This is a genomic window from Microcystis sp. 49638_E5 (assembly GCF_021300285.1).
Lineage (GTDB): Bacteria > Cyanobacteriota > Cyanobacteriia > Cyanobacteriales > Microcystaceae > Microcystis > Microcystis aeruginosa_C.
Map to the genome: position 1 here is coordinate 11397 of NZ_JAJTDH010000104.1, position 15981 is coordinate 27377.

3 protein-coding genes are annotated in these 15981 nt (G+C 43.8%); all 3 read left to right on the plus strand.

Annotated elements, in window-relative coordinates:
* Positions 1-10: 10 nt before the first annotated feature.
* A complete protein-coding gene (locus tag LW728_RS20160) occupies positions 11-9697 on the plus strand; it encodes a non-ribosomal peptide synthetase/type I polyketide synthase (protein ID WP_287767899.1) in 9687 nt (3228 codons plus the stop codon).
* The gene (locus LW728_RS20165) at positions 9694-13239 is read left to right on the plus strand and encodes a non-ribosomal peptide synthetase (RefSeq protein WP_287767901.1); all 3546 of its coding nucleotides are present in this window, start codon (positions 9694-9696) and stop codon (positions 13237-13239) included. Before LW728_RS20160 ends, LW728_RS20165 begins: the two co-directional genes overlap by 4 nt.
* Before the next feature lie 3 nt (positions 13240-13242).
* The coding region (locus LW728_RS20170; protein WP_287767904.1) for a non-ribosomal peptide synthetase at positions 13243-15981 on the plus strand (2739 nt) is incomplete at its 3' end.

A 15981-nucleotide genomic window follows, 5' to 3' on the forward strand; every position in this document is an offset into this window, starting at 1 on the left:
AGGAATTTGAATGGAACCCATCGCAATTATTGGTCTTGGTTGCCGCTTTCCAGGGGCTGACAATCCAGAGGCTTTCTGGCAACTCATGCGAAATGGGGGGGATGCGATCGCCGATATTCCTCCTGAACGTTGGGATATTGAGCGTTTCTACGATCCCACACCTGCCACTGCCAAGAAGATGTATAGTCGCCAGGGCGGTTTTCTAAAAAATGTCGATCAATTTGACCCACAATTTTTCCGAATTTCTCCCCTAGAAGCCACCTATCTAGACCCTCAACAAAGACTATTACTAGAAGTCACCTGGGAAGCCTTAGAAAATGCTGCAATTGTGCCTGAAACCTTAGCTGGTAGCCAATCAGGGGTTTTTATTGGCATCAGTGATGTGGATTATCATCGCCTAGCCTACCAAAGCTCTGCTAATTTAACGGCCTATGTGGGTACAGGCAACAGCACCAGTATTGCGGCTAACCGTTTATCATATCTGTTTGATTTGCGTGGCCCCAGTTTGTCCGTAGATACCGCTTGCTCTTCTTCCCTCGTCGCCGTTCACCTGGCCTGTCAGAGTTTGCAAAATCAAGAATCGAACCTCTGCTTAGTGGGGGGAGTTAATCTCATTTTGTCGCCAGAGACAACCGTTGTTTTTTCCCAAGCGAGAATGATGGCCCCCGACAGTCGTTGTAAAACCTTTGACGCGAGGGCCGATGGTTATGTGCGCTCGGAAGGCTGTGGAGTAGTCGTACTTAAACGTCTTAGGGATGCCATTCAGGACGGCGATCGCGTTTTAGCAGTGATTGAGGGTTCGGCGGTGAATCAGGATGGTTTAAGTAATGGACTCACGGCCCCTAATGGCCCTGCTCAACAGGCGGTGATTCGTCAGGCCCTGGCAAATGCCCAGGTAAAACCGGCCCAGATTAGCTATGTCGAAGCCCATGGCACGGGGACAGAATTGGGGGATCCGATCGAAGTTAAATCTCTGAAAGCGGTTTTGGGTGAAAAGCGATCGCTCGATCAAACCTGTTGGCTCGGTTCTGTGAAAACCAACATTGGTCATTTAGAAGCGGCGGCGGGAATGGCGGGTCTGATTAAAGTCGTTCTCTGCCTACAACACCAAGAAATTCCCCCTAATCTCCACTTTAAAACCCTTAATCCCTATATTTCCCTAGCTGACACAGCTTTTGCGATTCCCACTCAGGCTCAACCCTGGCGGACCAAACCCCCTAAGCCTGGTGAAAACGGTGTCGAACGACGTTTAGCCGGTATCAGTTCCTTTGGGTTTGGGGGGACAAATTCCCATGTGATTCTTAGCGAAGCTCCTGTCACGGTTAAAAATAATCAACAAAATGGGCAGAAGTTGATGGAACGTCCCTGGCATTTGCTGACTTTATCTGCCAAGAATGAAGAAGCCTTAAAAGCCTTAGTCCATTGTTATCAAAAGTATTTAGCTGATCATCCTGAAATTCCTCTCGCTGATGTTTGTTTTACGGCCAATAGTCGGCGATCGCACTTTAATCATCGTTTAGGAGTAGTAGCTAGAGATCGCTTAGAAATGTTGCAGAAGTTAGAGAACTTTAGTAACCAAGAAAGGATGAGAGAACCGAAGAGTATTAACAAAAAGAAAAAACCTAAAATTGTTTTTCTATTTGCCGGTCAAGGTTCTCAATATGTAGGTATGGGTCGTCAACTGTACGAAACCCAACCCATCTTTCGCCAAACCTTGGATCGCTGTGCTGAAATCCTGCGACCCCATTTAGATCAACCCCTCTTAGAAATTCTTTATCCTGCTGACCTAGAAGCCGAAACAGCGAGTTTTTACCTAGAGCAGACTGCCTATACCCAACCCACTTTATTCGCATTCGAGTATGCCCTAGCACAGTTATGGCGTTCCTGGGGAATAGAACCGGCGGCAGTAATTGGTCACAGTGTCGGTGAATATGTGGCGGCCACTGTTGCCGGAGCCTTAAGTCTAGAAGAAGGGTTAACACTGATTGCCAAACGGGCAAAACTGATGCAATCTCTCCCCAAGGATGGGGCAATGGTTGCTGTCTTTGCCGCAGAAGAGCGGGTTAAAGCAGTTATTCAGCCCTATAGGACTGATGTAGCGATCGCTGCTGTTAATGGACCAGAAAATTTTGTTATTTCAGGAAAAGCGCCGATTATTGCTGAGATTATCATTCATTTAACGGCAGCAGGAATAGAAGTTCGTCCTCTCAAAGTTTCCCATGCTTTTCACTCGCACCTGTTGGAGCCAATTTTAGATTCCTTAGAACAGGAAGCTGCTGCTATTTCCTACCAACCCCTGCAAATTCCCTTAGTTGCTAATTTAACGGGGGAAGTTCTACCAGAAGGAGCAACGATTGAGGCTCGTTACTGGCGAAATCATGCACGCAACCCTGTACAATTTTATGGGAGTATCCAAACGCTGATCGAGCAGAAATTCAGTCTTTTTTTAGAAGTTAGCCCTAAACCGACTTTATCTCGATTGGGTCAACAATGTTGTCCAGAAAAATCAGCCACCTGGCTATTTTCCCTCGCCCCTCCTCAAGAAGATGAACAAAGCCTGCTAAATAGTTTGGCGATTCTCTATGATTGCCAAGGGGCAAAAATAAACTGGGAAGGTTTTCATGTAAACTATTCACAAAATTTACTGGCCTTACCGACCTATCCTTTTCAACGTCAACGCTATTGGCTTGAAACCGTTAAACCGACTTCTGAAGAAACAACCATGACGACCAATGCCACTAATGTCCAAGCTATCTCCAGCAATCAAAAACAACAGGAGATTCTAATCACATTGCAAACCCTAGTGGGAAATTTACTGCAATTGTCCCCTGCTGATGTCAATGTTCATACACCTTTCCTGGAGATGGGGGCAGATTCCATTGTCATGGTTGAGGCGGTCAGACGGATTGAAAATACCTATAACGTTAAAATTGCTATGCGTCAGTTATTTGAGGAGTTATCAAATTTAGATGCTTTAGCTATTTATTTGGCTCAAAATCTGGCTAATGATTTCCAAAATACTCAAGTTAATACCGAGGTGTTTTCTGCGCCCATTGCCTGCTCAAATAACCGATCGCCCAATGTCGTGCTGAGTTCTAATACCAACGGCTTTCAAGGTCAAACGGCTTCTCCAAAGGTTTCGGCGATCGCCGCCCTTGCAGGAATGGGAGGAGCAGGGGGAATGGGAGGAGTTGAAGTGCCTCAAGTTTCTGTGCCACAAACCAGTGCGGTAACAGCCTCAGGTTCAACCGTTTCTAGTTCTGCCCTGGAAAACATTATGGGTCAACAGTTACAACTGATGGCCAAACAGTTAGAGGTCTTGCAAACGGCCAATTTTGCCCCGACGACTCCCCGAACCACAGAAAATTCCCCATCTTCCGTCAGTCAAAATAGGTCAAACGGACTTACACAACAGTTAATTCCCCCCCAGCAATTAGCGGCGAACCTAGAGCCAATAGCCAGTCGCACCCGTCAAACCAGCAATCAAGCTTCTGCTCCTAAACCGACAGTAACAGCCACTCCCTGGGGGCCGAAAAAACCACCCACAGGTGGATTAACTCCCCAACAACAGCAACATCTAGAGGCATTAATTGCTCGCTTTACGGAACGTACCAAAACCTCTAAGCAAATTGTGCAACGTGATCGCCCGCGTTTAGCAGATAGTCGAGCCTCGGTCGGATTCCGTATGTCCATTAAAGAGATGCTCTATCCCATTGTGGCCCAACGTTCTCAAGGATCAAGAATTTGGGATGTGGACGGTAATGAATATATTGATATGACGATGGGGCAAGGGGTAACGCTGTTTGGGCATCAACCAGACTTCATTATGTCGGCCCTACAAAGCCAACTCACTGAAGGCATTCATCTCAATCCGCGATCGCCAATTGTGGGAGAAGTGGCCGCCTTAATTTGTGAACTAACAGGAGCCGAACGAGCTTGTTTTTGCAACTCTGGAACCGAAGCCGTAATGGCCGCTATTCGTATCGCCAGGGCAACAACAGGTCGGAGTAAAATTGCCATCTTTGAAGGCTCCTATCATGGCCATGCGGACGGAACCCTTTTTAGAAACCAAATTATTGATAATCAACCCCACTCCCTTCCCCTAGCTCTAGGGGTTCCCCCCAGCCTTGGTTCCGATGTGGTGGTATTGGACTATGGCAGTGCGGAAGCTCTGAACTATTTACAAACCCAGGGGCAGGATTTAGCGGCGGTCTTAGTAGAACCAATTCAAAGTGGCAATCCTCTACTCCAACCCCAACAATTTCTCCAAAGTCTGCGACAAATTACCAGTCAAATGGGCATTGCCCTGATTTTTGATGAAATGATTACGGGTTTTCGATCGCACCCAGGGGGAGCGCAAGCTTTATTTGGAGTACGGGCGGATATTGCCACCTATGGCAAGGTGATTGCTGGAGGAATGCCCATTGGAGTTGTAGCGGGTAAGGCTCATTATCTGGACGGCATTGATGGGGGAATGTGGCGTTATGGCGATAAATCCTATCCTGGGGTGGACAGAACCTTTTTTGGGGGAACCTTTAATCAGCATCCGTTAGCAATGGTAGCGGCTAGGGCTGTCCTGACCCATTTAAAGGAGCAGGGGCCAGGTCTGCAACAACAATTAACTGAACGCACTGCGGCCTTAGCCGATACACTGAATCATTATTTTCAAGCCGAAGAAGTTCCCATTAAAATCGAACAGTTTAGTTCTTTCTTCCGGTTTGCCCTCTCTGGCAATTTGGATTTACTTTTCTATCACATGGTAGAAAAAGGTATTTATGTCTGGGAATGGCGTAAACATTTTCTTTCAACCGCCCATACGGAAGCCGATCTTGCCCAATTTGTCCAAGCGGTTAAAGATAGCGTCACAGAATTGCGTCAGGGAGGTTTTATCCCCGCAAAAAAGCCCTCCTGGCCAATGCAAAGGCCTCAAACTGATCCCCCCCTAACCCCCCTTGATAAGGGGATTGATCCCCCCCTAACCCCCCTTGATAAGGGGATTGATCCCCCCCTAACCCCCCTTGATAAGGGGGGAGATGTTGATGTCACCCTTGATAAGGGGATTGATCCCCCCCTAACCCCCCTTGATAAGGGGGGAGATGTTGATGTCGCGCTTGATAAGGGGATTGATCCCCCCCTAACCCCCCTTGATAAGGGGGGAGATGTTGATGTCACCCTTGATAAGGGGGGAAATTCTCGTTCTGTTAGTGACAGTAAGTTAGGGAAAGGGAGCGGGTCTCAAGACCAAAAAACGATACAGTTTAGCCTCTACTACTTTGGTAGCTATGAAGCGGAATTTAACCCGAATAAATATAACTTACTGTTTGAAGGAGCTAAATTTGGCGATCGCGCTGGTTTTACAGCCCTTTGGATTCCTGAACGTCATTTCCACGCTTTTGGTGGTTTTTCTCCCAATCCTTCGGTTTTGGCGGCGGCTTTAGCACGGGAAACCAAACAGATTCAACTGCGATCAGGCAGTGTGGTTTTACCGCTACACAATTCCATCCGAGTCGCCGAAGAATGGGCAGTGGTGGACAATCTTTCCCAGGGCCGTGTCGGTATTGCTTTTGCATCGGGTTGGCATCCCCAGGATTTTGTCTTGGCCCCCCAGTCCTTTGGCCAACATCGGGAATTGATGTTCCAAGAAATTGAAACCGTCCAGAAACTTTGGCGAGGGGAAGCGATCGCCGTAACCGACGGAAAGGGTCAAAGGGTAGAGGTTAAAACCTATCCCCAACCGATGCAGTCCCAATTACCCACCTGGATCACTATTGTCAATAATCCCGATACCTATATCAGAGCAGGGGCGATCGGTGCTAATATCCTTACCAATCTGATGGGGCAAAGCGTGGAAGATTTAGCTCGTAATATTGCTCTATATCGTCAATCTTTAGCAGAGCATGGTTATAATCCCGCGTCGGGAACGGTGACAGTTCTCCTGCATACTTTTGTTGGCAAGGATTTAGAACAAGTTCGAGAACAGGCTCGCCAACCCTTTGGGCAATACCTCACCTCCTCTGTCGGACTCTTGCAGAACATGGTCAAGAGCCAGGGCATGAAAGTGGATTTTGAACAGTTAAGAGAAGAAGATCGGGACTTTCTCCTCGCTTCTGCCTATAAACGCTATACAGAAACCAGTGCTTTAATTGGCACACCCGAAACCTGCCGTCAAATTATTGATCATTTGCAGTCCATCGGTGTGGATGAAGTGGCTTGTTTTATTGATTTTGGGGTAGATGAACAAACAGTTTTGGCCAATTTACCCTATCTCCAGTCCCTAAAAGACTTATATCAACCTCATCTCCCCCCTTATCAAGGGGGGTTAGGGGGGGATCAATCCCCTTATCAAGGGGGGTTAGGGGGGGATCAATCCCCTTATCAAGGGGGGTTAGATCAAGGGGAGTTAGGGGGGGATCAAGTCCCTTATCAAGGAGAGTTAGGGGGGGATCAATCCCCTTATCAAGGGGGGTTAGGGGGGAATCAAGTCCCTCTCACCGAAGCCCAACGACAACTGTGGATTTTGGCCCAATTAGGAGACAACGGCTCGACTGCCTATAACCAATCAGTGACATTGCAATTAAGTGGCCCCTTAAATCTCGTTGCGATGACCCAAGCTATTCAACGAATCAGCGATCGCCATGAAGCGTTACGAACCAAAATTAATGCCCAGGGAGATAGTCAAGAAATACTGCCCCAGGTTGAGATTAACTGTCCTATTTTAGACTTCAGTGCTGACCAAGTTTCGCCTCAACAGCAAGCAGAACAATGGTTAAAGGAAGAAAGTCAAAAACCCTTTGATTTGAGCCAGGGTTCTCTCGTGCGTTGGTATATACTCAAATTAGAACCTGAATCGCATTTATTAGTATTAACGGCCCATCACATTATCAGTGACGGTTGGTCAATGGGAGTAATCCTTCGGGAATTAGGAGAGTTATATTCAGCCAAATGTCAGGGTGTTACGGCTAATCTTAAAACCCCAAAACAGTTTCGAGAATTGATTGAATGGCAAAGCCAGCCAAGCCAAGGGGAAGAACTGAAAAAACAGCAAGCCTATTGGTTAACAACGCTTGTCAATCCGACCGTTTTGAATTTACCCACTGACAAACCTCGTCCAGCTTTACCCAGTTACCAAGCCAATCGTCAAAGTCTAACTTTAGATAGCCAATTTACAGAAAAACTAAAGCAATTTAGTCGTAAACAGGGCTGTACTTTTTTAATGACACTGTTATCAGTTTATAACATTCTCATTCATCGTTTGACGGGACAGGATGATATTCTGGTGGGTCTGCCAACGTCTGGACGTGGCCTTTTAGATAGTGAAGGAATGGTGGGTTATTGCACCCATTTTTTACCAATTCGCAGTCAATTAGCGGGTAATCCCACTTTTGCTGATTATCTCAAACAAATGCGGGGGGTTTTGTTATCAGCCTATGAACATCAGGACTATCCCTTTGCCCTCTTGCTCAATCAGTTAGATTTACCGCGTAATACCAGTCGCTCTCCTTTAATTGATGTCAGTTTCAATTTAGAACCAGCCATTAATTTACCCAAAATGAAAGGATTAGAGATTAGTTTACTGCCTCAAAAGGTTAGTTTTAGGGATCGAGATTTGCATTTGAATGTGACAGAAATAGGCGGAGAAGCTCTAATTGACTGTGACTACAATAGGGATTTATTTAAAGATGAAACGATTCAGCGTTGGTTGGGTCATTTCCAAACCTTACTTGAGGCAGTTATTAATGATCCGCGACAAAATTTGCGGGAATTGCCCTTATTAAGTCCTGCTGAACGACAACAGTTATTAGTGGATTGGAATAATACCAAGACCGACTATCCCCAAGATCAGTGCATTCATCAATTATTTGAAGCGCAAGTTGAACGGACTCCTGATGCGATCGCGGTTATTTTTGAAAACCAAAAATTAACCTACAGTGAATTAAATAGTCGAGCCAATCAGTTAGCCCATTATTTACAAAGTTTAGGAGTGGGGCCAGAGGTCTTAGTCGGCATTTCCGTAGAACGTTCTTTGGAAATGATTGTTGGCTTATTAGGGATTCTCAAGGCGGGAGGAGCTTATGTGCCTCTTGATCCTGACTATCCCAATGAACGTCTTCAGTTCATGTTAGAAGACTCTCAAGTGAAAGTCTTAATAACTCAAGAGAAGTTATTAGAATCCATTCCTGACCAGCAACTACAGATTATCTGTTTGGATAGACAATGGGAAAAAATTGCTCAAGAGAGTATATCAAACCTTGAAAGCGGCGCGAAACCAGATAATTTAACCTACATTATCTATACATCAGGCTCCACAGGTCAACCTAAAGGAGTTTTAGTTAATCACGCCAATGTCGTGCGACTGTTTGCAGCAACGGACTCTTGGTATCATTTTAATTCTCAAGATGTCTGGACTTTATTCCATTCCTACACTTTCGACTTTTCTGTCTGGGAAATGTGGGGGGCCTTACTCTATGGTGGCCGATTAGTAATAGTGCCTTATTTGGTTAGTCGTTCCCCCCTATTATTTTTAGAATTGTTGTGTCAAGAGAAAGTCACCATTCTTAATCAAACTCCTGCGGCCTTCCGTCAGTTAATTCAAGCGGAACAGGCAACAGATCACGGTTTAAGTTTACGCTTGGTAATTTTTGGAGGAGAAGCTTTAGAAATCAACAGTTTACAGCCTTGGTTTGAACGACACGGCGACCAAGTTCCCATATTGGTCAATATGTACGGAATTACAGAAACTACTGTCCACGTTACTTATCACCCGTTAAGTATGACTGACTTAAATAACACGGGTAGTGTCATTGGTCGTCATCTTCCCGACTTGCAGGTATATTTACTGGATAAATATTTACAACCTGTACCGATTGGAGTACATGGAGAGATGTATGTGGGCGGTGCAGGAGTAACAAGAGGTTATCTCAATCGTCCTGAATTGACCACAGAGCGATTTATTCCTAGCCCTTTTGATCCCCCCCTAACTTCTCCAAACTCGCCAACGAAGCTACTCTATAAAACGGGGGATTTAGCGCGTTATTTACCCGATGGCAAGATTGAGTATCTAGGGCGCATTGATAATCAGGTAAAAATTCGCGGTTTCCGGATTGAATTGGGGGAAATTGAAGCGGTTTTGCTATCCCATCCCCAGGTACGAGAAGCGGTAGTTTTGGTGAATGAAAGCGATCGCCCTGAAAATCGGGCTTTGGTTGCTTATATTGTTCTTAATGATCCTGCTTGTACGACTCAATCATTACGAGAGTTTGTTAAACGGCAGCTTCCCGACTATATGGTTCCCGTTTATTGGCTGGTGCTGGAAAATTTACCGTTAACCAGCAATGGCAAAATTGATCGTCGGGCTTTACCGTTACCTAATCCAGAGTTAAATCGTTCGGTAGATTATGTGGCTCCAGACAATCCGACCCAGGAAGCGATCGCCGCTATTTTTGGTCAAGTTTTAAAACTGGAAAGAGTGGGAATTGATGATAACTTTTTTGAGATCGGCGGTAATTCTTTGCAAGCCACTCAGGTTATTTCACGGTTACGAGAAAGTTTTGCCCTAGAGTTGCCCCTGCGTCGCCTATTTGAACAACCGACTGTGGCGGATTTGGCTTTAGCCGTGACGGACATTCATGCCACTTTACAAAAATTACAAACCCCTATTGATGATTTATCAGGCGATCGCCAGGAGATCGAAATATGAAATCCATTGAAACCTTTTTGTCAGATTTAGCCAATCAAGATATTAAACTCTGGATGGACGGCGATCGCCTACGTTGTAATGCTCCCCAGGGCCTATTGACCCCAGAGATTCAAACAGAACTGAAAAACCGTAAAGCAGAAATCATTCAATTTCTTGATCAACTAGGTTCAGAGGAGCAAATTAATCCTAGAACCATCCTTCCCATTCCTCGCGATCGCCAATTACCCCTCTCCTTTGCCCAGTCGCGACTCTGGTTCTTGTATCAATTAGAAGGAGCCACGGGAACCTATAACATGACAGGGGCCTTGAGTTTAAGCGGGCCTCTTCAGGTAGAAGCTCTCAAACAAGCCCTAAGAACCATCATTCAGCGTCATGAGTCACTGCGTACCAGTTTTCAGACGGTTGACGGGGTTCCCGTGCAGGTCATTGATCCCCAGCCTATTTGGGAATTGACGATGGTTAATTTGGCTGGAAAGGAGACAGAAGCCGAAAAATTAGCCTATCAGGAATCCCAAACCCCCTTTGATTTAACCCAGAGTCCTTTGTTGAGGGTAACGCTCCTCAAATTGCAGCCAGAAAAGCATATTTTATTAATTAATATGCACCATATTATTTCTGATGGCTGGTCAATCGGTGTTTTTATTCGTGAATTGTCCCATCTCTATGGGGCTTTTGTTGCGGATAAAGAACCAACTTTACCGACGTTACCAATTCAATATGCGGATTTTGCCGTTTGGCAGAGGCAGTGGTTACAGGGTAAAGTTTTAGCGGCTCAATTGGAATATTGGAAGCGACAATTAGCGGATGCTCCTCCTCTGTTGGAACTGCCGACAGATCGCCCTCGTCCCGCGTTCCAAACTTTTCAAGGCAAGATAGAAAGATTTCAGCTAGATAGTCAACTGACCCAAGAATTAAAGGCGTTAAGTCAACAGTCGGGTTGCACCTTATTTATGACGTTGTTAGCCGCTTTTGGGCTACTTTTATCCCGTTATAGTGGTCTTTCAAATATTATCATTGGTTCGCCGATCGCTAATCGTAATCAAGCAGCGATCGAACCTTTGATTGGCTTTTTTGCGAATACCTTGGCGTTAAGAATTAATTTATCAGAAAATCCCAGTTTTTTAGAATTATTAGAACAAGTTAAACAGACAACGTTAGAGGGTTATGCTCACCAAGACCTCCCCTTCGAGATGTTGGTCGAAAAACTACAACCTGACCGTGATTTGAGCAGAAATCCTTTAGTACAAGTCATGTTTGCGCTACAAAATATCTCTCAAGTTACTTGGAATCTTTCGGGTTTAAGTGTTCAAGATTTATCCTTATCAGTGGAAGAAACTGCCAAATTTGATCTAGAAATCCACTATTGGGAAAAGCCAGAAGGTTTAGAGGGGATTTGGCTCTATAGTAGCAACTTATTTGATGCAACGACTATTCAGAGAATGGGACACAATTTTCACAACTTAATCAAGGAAATTATTGCCAATCCTCAAACCAAAGTTAAACAATTACCATTGTTAACAATGGCAGAAACTCATCTATTATCATCTTGGAATGACACTCATGCTGACTATTTAGCAGAATATTTAACTTCAAATAAACCCCAATTATCTATCTATCAGTTAGTTGAAAAACAAGTCTTATTAACGCCTGATTCTGTAGCAGTAATCTTTAGAGATCAACAACTAACCTATACAGAACTAAATGGGCGAGCTAATCAGTTGGCTCATTATTTGCGTTCTTTGGGAGTAAAAACTGATTGTCTAGTCGGTTTATGTGTGGAGCGTTCCTTAGAAATGGTAATAGGGATTTTAGGCACTCTGAAAGCAGGAGCAGCCTATTTACCGCTTGACCCTGAATATCCGACGGAACGTTTAAGTTTTATGGTCAAGGATGCTCAAATTTCTGTGTTATTAAGTCAAGAGAAACTTGTGGAAAAACTACCTGAATATCAGGCAACACGAGTTTATTTAGACACTGATTGGCCCACTATCGCTGAGTTTAGTCGAGACAATTTGAATCTTGAGGTACAGCCCCATAGTCTGGGTTATGTTATCTATACTTCTGGTTCAACAGGACAGCCCAAAGGGGTGATGATGGGTCAACTAGCCCTGTGCAATCTGATTCTTTGGCAATTGCAAAATACGACGGTTACTAACGAGGCTAAAACCCTACAATTTGCACCGATTAGTTTTGATGTTTCATTTCAAGAAATCTTCTCCACTTTGTCTGCGGGAGGAACGTTGGTTTTAATAACAGAAGAACTTAGACGAGATACTTCTGCCTTATTAGATTTGCTAGAAAAGCAAGCAATTGAAAGGCTGTTTTTACCCTTCGTTGCTCTACAGCAATTAGCAGAAGTCAGCGTTAGTCGTAATTTTTGGGTAAGCAGTTTACGAGAAGTCATCACAGCAGGAGAACAATTACAAATCACATCGGCGATCGCTGCTTGGTTTAGAGGCTTAGAAAATTGTACTTTACATAATCATTATGGGCCGTCAGAAAGTCATGTTGTTACCAGTTTTACCCTGACCAATCCAGTAGAGAATTGGCCGCTTCTTCCTCCCATTGGTCGTGCGATCACTAATACTCAAATTTATATTTTAGATTCCTATTTGCAGCCAGTTCCTATTGGAGTACCAGGAGAATTATACATTGGTGGAATAGCCTTAGCTGAAGGTTATTTAAACAGACCTGAATTAACGGCAGAAAGGTTTATTCCTAATCCATTTGAGTCCCCCCTAACCCCCCTTTCGCCTCCCCAGTCCCTCAACTTTGGGGGGAGTTCGGCACTGACAGAGGGTTTAAAGTCCCCCAGTATTGGGGGATTTAGGGGGCAGGGAGATCAACCATCAAAATTGTATAAAACAGGAGATTTAGCTCGTTATTTACCCGATGGTAATATTGAATATTTGGGACGTATTGATAATCAGGTCAAGGTTCGGGGTTTTCGCATTGAGTTAGGAGAAATTGAAGCGGTTCTGAGTCAATGTCCCGATGTGCAAAATACGGCGGTGATTGTCAGGGAAGATACTCCAGGCGATAAACGCTTAGTTGCCTACGTTGTTCTTACTCCTGATTCCCAGATAACTACTAGCGAACTTCGTCAATTCTTGGCTAATCAATTACCTGCCTATCTCGTTCCTAATACCTTTGTTATTTTGGAAAGTTTACCTTTAACTCCCAGTGGCAAATGCGATCGCCGTTCCCTACCTGCTCCTGATCATCAAGGGTTATCAGAATACCATATTGCTCCTCAATCTCCGACTGAAGAAATTCTTGCTCAAATATGGGGACAAATTCTTAAACTAGAACGAGTCGGTAGAGAGGATAACTTTTTTGAGTTGGGAGGTCATTCCCTTTTGGCTACCCAGGTATTATCGAGGATTAATTCAGCTTTTAAACTTGATCTTTCTGTAAAAATTATGTTTGAATCACCGACGATCGCAGGCATTGCAAGCTATATTCAGGCTGTGGAATGGTCTGCCCAGGATAACTCAGAGAAAAAGTTAAATCATGAAAATACTGAAGTAGTGGAGTTTTAAATAATGAGGAGAACAATTGTTGAATTTGTCTGCTACTTACAAAGCTTGGGCATTACCCTAGAAGCTGATGAAAACCGCTTACGCTGTCAGGCTCCCGAAGGAATTTTGACCCCAGCACTCCGTCAAGAAATCGGCGATCGCAAACCTGAATTACTACAATTTTTACAACGGGCCAAACAGTCTAAAAGTAACGCTCATTTACCAATTCAACCTGTCGCTAGAGACGGCCATTTATCCCTCTCTTTTGCTCAACAACGTTTATGGTTTTTACATCATCTTTCCCCTGATAGTCGTTCCTACAATGCCCTGGAAATATTGCAAATTGAGGGGCTTCTCAATCTAACGGTGTTAGAGCAGAGTTTAGGGGAATTAATTAACCGTCATGAAATTTTTAGGACAACATTTCCTACTGTTTCAGGAGAACCGATTCAGCAGATTTTACCTCCTAGTCCTTTTCGGTTAAAAGTTGATAATTATCAAGATTTATCCCCCAATGAACAATCCGCTAAAATTCAACAAATAGCAGAATTAGAAGCAAGGAAAGCTTTTGATTTAACGGTGGGGCCACTCATCCAGCTTAGGTTATTGCAATTGAGTTCCCAGAAGTCGGTGTTACTGTTGAAAATACACCATATTATCTATGATGGTTGGTCTTTTGGGATTCTGATTCGGGAATTATCGGCTCTATACGAAGCCTTTCTCAACAACTTAAGCAATCCTCTACCTCCGTTGTCTATTCAGTATGCAGATTTTGCAGTTTGGCAACGTCAATATCTCTCAGGTGAGGTCTTAGATAAACAACTCAAATATTGGCAAGAACAGTTAACAACTGTCCCTCCCGTTCTTACTTTGCCAACAGATAAACCCCGCCCAGCAATACAAAATTTTCAAGGAGGAGTTGAGCGTTTTCAACTGGATCAAAATGTCACTCAAGGTCTTAAAAAGTTAGGTCAAGATCATGGCGCAACCCTGTTTATGACGTTGTTGGCCGGTTTCGGCGTTTTGCTATCTCGTTACAGTGGTCAATCTGATCTGGTGGTAGGTTCTCCAATCGCTAATCGTAATCAAGCAGCGATCGAACCTTTAATTGGCTTTTTTGCTAACACTTTGGCTTTAAGAATTAATTTATCAGAAAATCCCAGTTTTTTAGAATTATTAGAACAAGTTAAACAGACAACTTTAGAGGGTTATGCTCACCAAGACCTACCCTTCGAGATGTTAGTAGAAAAGCTACAACTTGACCGTGATTTGAGCAGAAATCCTTTAGTACAAGTCATGTTTGCGCTACAAAATACCTCTCAAGATACTTGGAATCTTTCGGGTTTAAGTATTGAAAGTTTATCTTTATCAGTGGAAGAAACTGTCAGATTTGATCTAGAAGTAAACTGCTGGCAAAATTCAGAAGGTTTAGCAATAGATTGGATTTACAGCAGAGATTTATTTGACACTGCAACAATTGCAAGAATGGGAGAACATTTTCAAAATTTAGTTCAGGCAATCATACTCAATCCAAAAGCTACAGTTAAAGAACTTCCTTTATTAACACCCAAGGAACGTGAGCAATTATTAATATCTTGGAATAATACCAAGACTGATTATCCTCAAGAGCAGTGCATTCATCAATTATTTGAAGCGCAAGTTGAACGGACTCCCAAGGCGATCGCAGTGGTATTTGAGGAGCAATCATTAACATACACTGAATTAAACCATCGCGCTAATCAGTTAGCCCATTATTTACGAACTTTAGGCGTGGGAGCAGAAGTCTTAGTCGGTATTTCCCTAGAACGTTCTTTAGAGATGATTATCGGCTTATTAGCCATTCTCAAGGCGGGTGGTGCTTATCTCCCTCTTGCTCCTGACTATCCCACTGAACGTCTTCTATTTATGTTAGAAGATAGTCAAGCTTCTTTTTTGATTACCCACAGTTCTTTATTAGCAAAATTGCCTCCCTCTCAAGCAACTCTGATTTGTTTAGATCATATCCAAGAGCAGATTTCTCAATATTCTCCAGATAATCTTCAATGTCAGTTAACTCCTGCCAATTTAGCTAACGTTATTTATACCTCTGGCTCTACGGGTAAGCCTAAAGGGGTGATGGTTGAACATAAAGGTTTAGTTAACTTAGCTCTTGCTCAAATTCAATCTTTTGGAGTCAACCATAACAGTCGTGTTCTGCAATTTGCTTCTTTTAGTTTTGATGCTTGTATTTCAGAAATTTTGATGACTTTTGGTTCTGGAGCGACGCTTTATCTTGCTCAAAAAGATGCTTTATTACCGGGTCAACCTTTAATTAAAAACTTGCAAGAGTGTGAGATTACCCATGTGACTTTACCCCCTTCAGCTTTAGCTGTTTTACCAAAAGAATCGTTACCAAATTTACAAACTTTAATTGTGGCGGGTGAAGCTTGTCCTCTCGATTTGGTGAAACAATGGTCGGTGGGAAGAAACTTTTTTAATGCTTATGGGCCAACGGAAGCGAGTGTTTGTGCCACAATTGCACAATGTAGTCAAGATGATTTAATAGTGACGATTGGTAAGGCGATCGCCAATGTCCAAATTTATATTTTGGATGCCTTTTTACAGCCGGTGCCGGTGGGAGTTTCAGGAGAGTTATACATTGGTGGAGTTGGGGTGGCAAGGGGCTATTTAAATCGTCCTGAATTAACGGCGGAAAGGTTTATTCCTAATCCTTTTGATCCCCCCCTAACCCCCCTTAAAAAGGGGGGAGATAAGAGCTATGAA